Here is a 1,870-nt window from a genome sequence, read left to right on the forward strand (position 1 = left end):
CAACTTAACGAAAAATGTGCCAAATCAGTTACCGCATGTTCAAGCATTTGCTGAGCTTTTACATATTCTGTATCGTTATAATGTTCAAGCTTGCTTGCTTCCGTATATTGCTCCTTTGCATAGCGAAGCACATCTTCACAATGCTGCAAAAACTCATCCATCGACTGTCTCGTTGCCATACGCATCCCTTCCTTTCTTCTCGATCACTTTATAGTTTGTACATTTTTTTGACGTTTATCACGATCCCGTTGAGTTTCTCACTTGAAACGTGCTACAATGCTAAAATGATGCGAGGTGATCAAAATGAATCCTTTTCCATATACAAATGACAATAAGCGCTACCATACGTGGAACTACCACCTACGTCAAACATTTGGTGAAAAAGTGTTCAAAGTGTCGCTTGATGCCGGATTTGATTGTCCAAACCGCGACGGTACAGTCGCATACGGTGGGTGTACATTTTGTAGTGCAGCCGGTTCCGGTGATTTTGCAGGTAGGCGAACAGACGATTTAGTGACGCAATTTCATGCAATTAAGGAAAAAATGCATACGAAATGGAAAGACGGCAAATATATCGCCTATTTTCAAGCGTTTACAAATACACATGCACCCGTTGACGTCTTGCGTGAAAAATACGAAGCTGTGTTGCATTTAGAAGGAGTCGTCGGGTTGTCGATCGCAACTCGCCCTGATTGTTTACCCGACGATGTCGTGGACTATTTAGCTGAACTGAATGAACGAACGTATTTATGGGTCGAACTTGGCTTGCAAACCGTTCATGAACAAACCGCTACGTTAATTAACCGCGCGCATGACTTTTCGTGCTATGTAGATGGGGTGCGAAAGTTACGCAAACGCGGCATTCGCGTGTGCGCCCATATTATTAACGGATTACCGCTTGAAACGTACGACATGATGATGGAAACAGCAAAAACGGTCGCTCATTTAGATGTGCAAGGCATTAAAATTCATTTGCTACATTTGCTAAAAGGAACTCCGATGGTGAAGCAATATGAAAAAGGAATGCTTCAATTTTTAACGTTCGACGAATACGTGCAACTCGTTTGTGATCAGCTAGAAGTATTGCCGCCAGAGATGATCGTTCACCGCATTACAGGTGACGGCCCGATCGATTTAATGATCGGTCCGATGTGGAGCGTCAACAAATGGGAAGTGTTAAACGCCATCGATGCTGAGTTAGAGCGACGTAATAGTTATCAAGGGAAAAAATATGTACGAAAGGGAGAAAGATGATGAAACTCATGCGCATTTTGCCGTTTGCGCGCTCGCTCATCGACTTAGCTGTCAAAGAGGGCGATATCGTCGTCGATGCAACGGTTGGCAACGGTCACGATACGCTTTATTTAGCTGAACGTGTCGGGCTGTCTGGCCATGTGTTCGGCTTCGATATTCAAGCACAAGCAATTGAAAACACAACAAAACGATTGCGCGAGCATCAGATGGAAACACGCGTCACGCTCGTACAAGCGAGCCATGCGGAACTTCGTACACACATCCCTTCCCAATATAAAGGACGCATTACCGGCGCGATGTTTAATCTCGGTTACTTGCCTGGGGGAGATAAACAAATTGTTACAAAACCAAACTCAACGATTGCTGCCATCGAACAATTGCTTGAGATCATGGCTCCGGAAGGCATCATTGTCCTCGTCATTTATCACGGTCATCCCGAAGGAGCAATCGAGCGCGATGCCCTTTTACAATACGTTTCAACAATCGATCAACAGCGCGCACACGTCATTCGATACGAATTTATGAATCAAATCAATCATCCGCCGTTTATCGTCGCGATTGAGAAAAGATAAAAAAGTAGCGATCGGTCTTTCCTATCGCTACTTTTGCTTTGTTA

At 44.2% G+C, this 1,870-nt stretch carries 3 protein-coding genes; 2 read left to right on the forward strand and 1 reads right to left on the reverse strand.

From position 1 onward, the window contains the following. On the reverse strand, window positions 1-179 hold a 179-nt coding region (locus tag V7Z64_RS13170; protein WP_334110730.1), incomplete at its 3' end, for a DUF2524 family protein. A 124-nt stretch (window positions 180-303) separates the two neighbouring features. On the opposite strand from V7Z64_RS13170, the gene V7Z64_RS13175 reads away from it, so the two are divergent. Continuing rightward, window positions 304-1,254, forward strand: a complete 951-nt coding sequence (locus V7Z64_RS13175; protein WP_297987507.1) for a TIGR01212 family radical SAM protein — start codon at window positions 304-306, stop codon at window positions 1,252-1,254. Then, entirely contained in the window at window positions 1,254-1,826 is a 573-nt protein-coding gene (locus tag V7Z64_RS13180) for a class I SAM-dependent methyltransferase (RefSeq protein ID WP_297987505.1), read from the forward strand. The genes V7Z64_RS13175 and V7Z64_RS13180 overlap by 1 nt, the downstream gene beginning before the upstream one ends. The last annotated feature ends 44 nt before the right edge of the window (window positions 1,827-1,870 follow it).

Source organism: Anoxybacillus sp. (genome assembly GCF_036834105.1).
GTDB lineage: Bacteria > Bacillota > Bacilli > Bacillales > Anoxybacillaceae > Anoxybacillus.